General features: G+C 68.6%; 2 protein-coding genes and 1 pseudogene. 1 reads left to right on the forward strand and 2 read right to left on the reverse strand.

Features of this window, described 5'->3' with window-relative positions:
* Positions 1–1,831 (reverse strand): methionine--tRNA ligase (gene metG / locus G6027_RS03215; protein WP_182635357.1); only part of this gene is annotated, 1,831 nt, incomplete at its 3' end.
* A 58-nt stretch (positions 1,832–1,889) separates the two neighbouring features.
* Positions 1,890–3,458 carry a BCCT family transporter gene (locus tag G6027_RS03220; protein ID WP_182635359.1) on the reverse strand — a complete coding sequence of 523 codons (1,569 nt, stop codon included), beginning with the start codon at positions 3,456–3,458 and terminating at the stop codon, positions 1,890–1,892.
* Positions 3,459–3,539: 81 nt separating this feature from the next.
* Here G6027_RS03220 and G6027_RS03225 point away from each other — a divergent pair.
* Positions 3,540–3,796 (forward strand): annotated as a pseudogene (locus G6027_RS03225) (aminodeoxychorismate synthase component I); the annotation flags it as partial.

Genomic DNA, 3,796 nt, shown 5'->3' on the forward strand with positions numbered 1-3,796 from the left:
CCGGCTGGATCGGCGCCCAGGCGGGTCCGGTCTCGGCGAGTTCCGGGTCGACCTTGGCGAACAGCGGGCTGGGCTTGGCAAGCGGGGTCCCGGGGGTGAGCTCCGTGCGCGCCCACCGGGCCTGCTCGGAGGCGTAGTCGCCCATGATCACCGGGTAGCTGCGCCCGGCCTCGGGCAGGCCCGTCCCGACCAGGTCCACCGGCATGTCGTCGGTCACCTCGTGGACCTGCGGCGACGCGGCCCACACCCCCTGTCCGCCGATCGCGCCGTGGATCTGCTGCGCGGCGGACGGCAGGTACGGGGTGAGCAGGGTGTTGGCATCGGAGACCACCTGCAGGGCGGTGTGCAGCACGGTGCCCAGGCGCTCGCGCTGGTCCGGCTCCTTGGCCAGCTTCCACGGTTCGGTCGCGGCGATGTAGCGGTTGGCGGCGCCGACGATCCGCATCGCCTCGGTGGCACCGGCCTTGAATCTGGAGCGCTCCAGGTGGCCGCCGACCGTGGCGAACGCGGCCTCCGCGTCGCGCAGAAGCTCGGCGTCCAGGTCGGTCAGGGTCCCGGGTCGGGGGATCTCGCCGAAGTTCTTGTGTGCCATCGACACCGTGCGGTTGACCAGGTTGCCCCAGCCGCCCACCAGTTCGGCGTTGGTGCGTCGCACGAACTCGTCCCAGGTGAAGTCGGTGTCCTGGTTCTCCGGGCCGGCCACGGAGATGAAATACCGCAGCGAATCGGGGCCGAACTCCGCCAGGAAGTCGCGGACGTAGATCACCACGCCGCGCGAGGAGGAGAACTTGGAGCCGGACATGGTGAGGAACTCGGACGAGACCACCTCGGTGGGCAGGTTCAGCGCGCCCAACGCCCCCGGATCGCCGCCGCGGGCGCCGCGGCCGTCGTAGCCGATGAGCTCGGCCGGCCAGATCTGCGAGTGGAAGGTGATGTTGTCCTTGCCCATGAAGTAGTGGGACACGGCCTCGGGGTCCGTCCACCAGCGCCGCCACGCCTCGGGCTCGCCGGAACGCCACGCCCACTCGATCGAGGCGGACAGGTAGCCCACCACGGCGTCGAACCACACGTACAGCTTCTTGTCGCCCCGGTCCTGCCAGCCCTCCACCGGGATCGGGATCCCCCAGTCGATGTCCCGGCTCATCGCTCGCGGACGCAGATCCTCGAGCAGGTTGAGGGAGAACTTGAGGACGTTGGGTCGCCAGTCCTTACGGCCCTTGAGCCAGTCGCCCAGCGAGTCCGCGAGCGCGGGCAGGTCCAGGAACCAGTGCTCGGTCTCGATGAACTTCGGGGTCTCCCCGTTGATCTTGGAGACCGGGTTCTTCAGATCCGCCGGGTCGAGCTGGTTGCCGCAGTTGTCGCACTGGTCGCCCCGGGCGCCGTCGTAGCCGCAGATCGGGCAGGTGCCCTCGATGTACCGGTCCGGCAGGGTGCGGCCCGTCGACGGGCTCACCGCCCCGGTGGTGGTCTTGGCCACCATGTACCCGTTGCGGTGCAGCCCCCGGAAGAGCTCCTGGACCACCGAGTAGTGATTCCGGGTGGTGGTGCGGGTGAACAGGTCGTAGCTCAGCCCCAGTCCGGCCAGGTCGTCGACGATAACCCGGTTGTACCGGTCGGCGAGCGACTGGACCGACACCCCCTCCTTCTCGGCCTGCACGAGAAGAGGGGTGCCGTGCTCGTCGGTGCCCGAGACCATCAACACGTCGTTGCCGGCCATCCGCTGGTACCGGGAGAAGACGTCCGACGGCACCCCGAACCCCGAGACGTGACCGATGTGCCGGGGGCCGTTCGCGTACGGCCATGCGACCGCGGTCAGGACTGTCTTCGCCATGCGTCCAGAGTAGTGGTCGCGTCCGCGGCCGCCGTGCCGGGAGTGCACCGGGGCCGCGTCAGGCGTTCTCGGCCGCCGGATCGCGCGAGAGCGACTTGTGGATCGACACGCACAGGGCGATCAGCACCAGGACGAACGGCGACGCCGCGATGATGGTCATGTTCTGCAGACTCGACAGTGCGTCCCCGCCGCCGTCCCCGGCCAGGAGCATGATGATCGCGACCGCGGCGGTGAAGGTACCCATGAGCATGACGATCCACCGTGACGGCTCCTCGACCCCGTGCTGGGCCATGCCGCCCATGACGATCGACGCCGAGTCGGCCGAGGTGATGAAGAAGACGGCGATCAGAACCATGGCGACCACCATGAGCACCGGCGCGAGGGGTAGCTCGCGGAGCAGGTTGAACAGCTGGGGCTCGAGCGCACCGTCGCCGAAGATGCTCCGGCCGGCGTCCTCGAGATACAGGGCGAACCCGCCGAAGATCGAGAACCACACCACCGACAGGGTGCTGGGGATGAGGACCACGCCGATGATGAACTCGCGGACCGTGCGGCCCCGGCTGATCCGCGCGAGGAACATGCCGACGAAGGGCGACCAGGAGATCCACCAGGCCCAGTAGAAGACCGTCCAGCCGGACAGCCACTCGGCCGCCTCGCCGTTCTCGCTCACCGCGGTGCGGGAGGCCATGTCGAAGAAGTCGGAGAAGTACGCACCGACGGTGGTGGGGATCAGGTCGAGCATGAAGAACAGCGCGCCGGAGAAGATCGCCACGAACAGCGCGAGCGAGATCGCCAACACCAGGTTGATGTTGGACAGGATCCGGATGCCGTTGCCGATGCCGGAGGCCGCCGAGGCGAGGAACACCAGACCCAGGACCACGATCACGCCCGCGACGAGCGCGATGCCGCCCCCGCTGACCGCGCCGGTCTCGTTGAGCCCGGCCCGGATCTGCAGCGCGCCGAGGCCGAGCGAGGCGGCGGTGCCGAAGATCGTGGCCACGACCGTCGCGATGTCCAGTACCTTGCCGATCCATCCGTTGGCCCTCTTCTCGCCGATCAGCGGGACGAACGCCTGCGAGATCAGGTGGCCGCGCTTGAAGCGGTAGGCCGCCAGCGCGAGTGCCAGACCGACGATCGCGTACATCGACCAGGGGTGCAGGGTCCAGTGGAAGGCGGTGGTGGCCATGGCCACGTCGTACTGCTGCTCCTTCCCCGGCGGCGGGGTCTGGAAGTGGGTGAGCGGCTCGGAGACGCCGTAGAACATCAGCCCGATGCCCATCCCGGCGGCGAACATCATGGCGATCCACGATCGGGTGGAGTACTCAGGCTTCTCGTGGTCGCCTCCCAGCCGGATCCCGCCGAAGCGGGAGAACGCCAGATAAATGGTGTAGGCCACGACCGTGGTGGCCACCACGATGAACAGCCAGCCCACCGTGTGGACCACCACGTCGAACGCCCGGCCCGCGGCGCTCTCGAACGAGACCGTGTAGAACAAGCCCCACACCACCACGATCAGGGCGATCACGGCGGCGGGGACGATCACCGCGAAGTCTGCGCCCGGCTTCGTCGTCGGCGCGGAAGGTGGCATGTTCCCGGGGTCACTCTTCTGTTCTTTAGAGGTGGACATTCCTGAAACCTTGTCAACAACATCGGCGCTGTGCAAGATAATAAGTTCTTCACCAGCACAGGTGCGTGTAAGCATGAACGGGTGCGCGAGCGTCTGATACCCGTCCCGGAGCTGCTCCGCGCGCTGCGAGAACGGGCGCGGTCCCACGGCCTGCCGCCCCCGGCCGCCTTCCTCGGTGACTGGCGGGATCGCCGCGCCGTGGTGGTCCCGTCGGTCGATCTCCGGCCCGTGTCGCAGGAGTCGGCGTTCGAGGAGAGCGACCACCTCGTCGTCGTCTACCGGTCGTTCCCCGACACCGTGCCCGGCGCCGCCCCACCCCTCCCGGCCGCGGTGCGCGG

The sequence above is a fragment of the Dietzia sp. SLG310A2-38A2 genome (genome assembly GCF_014145095.1).
In the GTDB taxonomy this organism is placed as follows: domain Bacteria; phylum Actinomycetota; class Actinomycetes; order Mycobacteriales; family Mycobacteriaceae; genus Dietzia.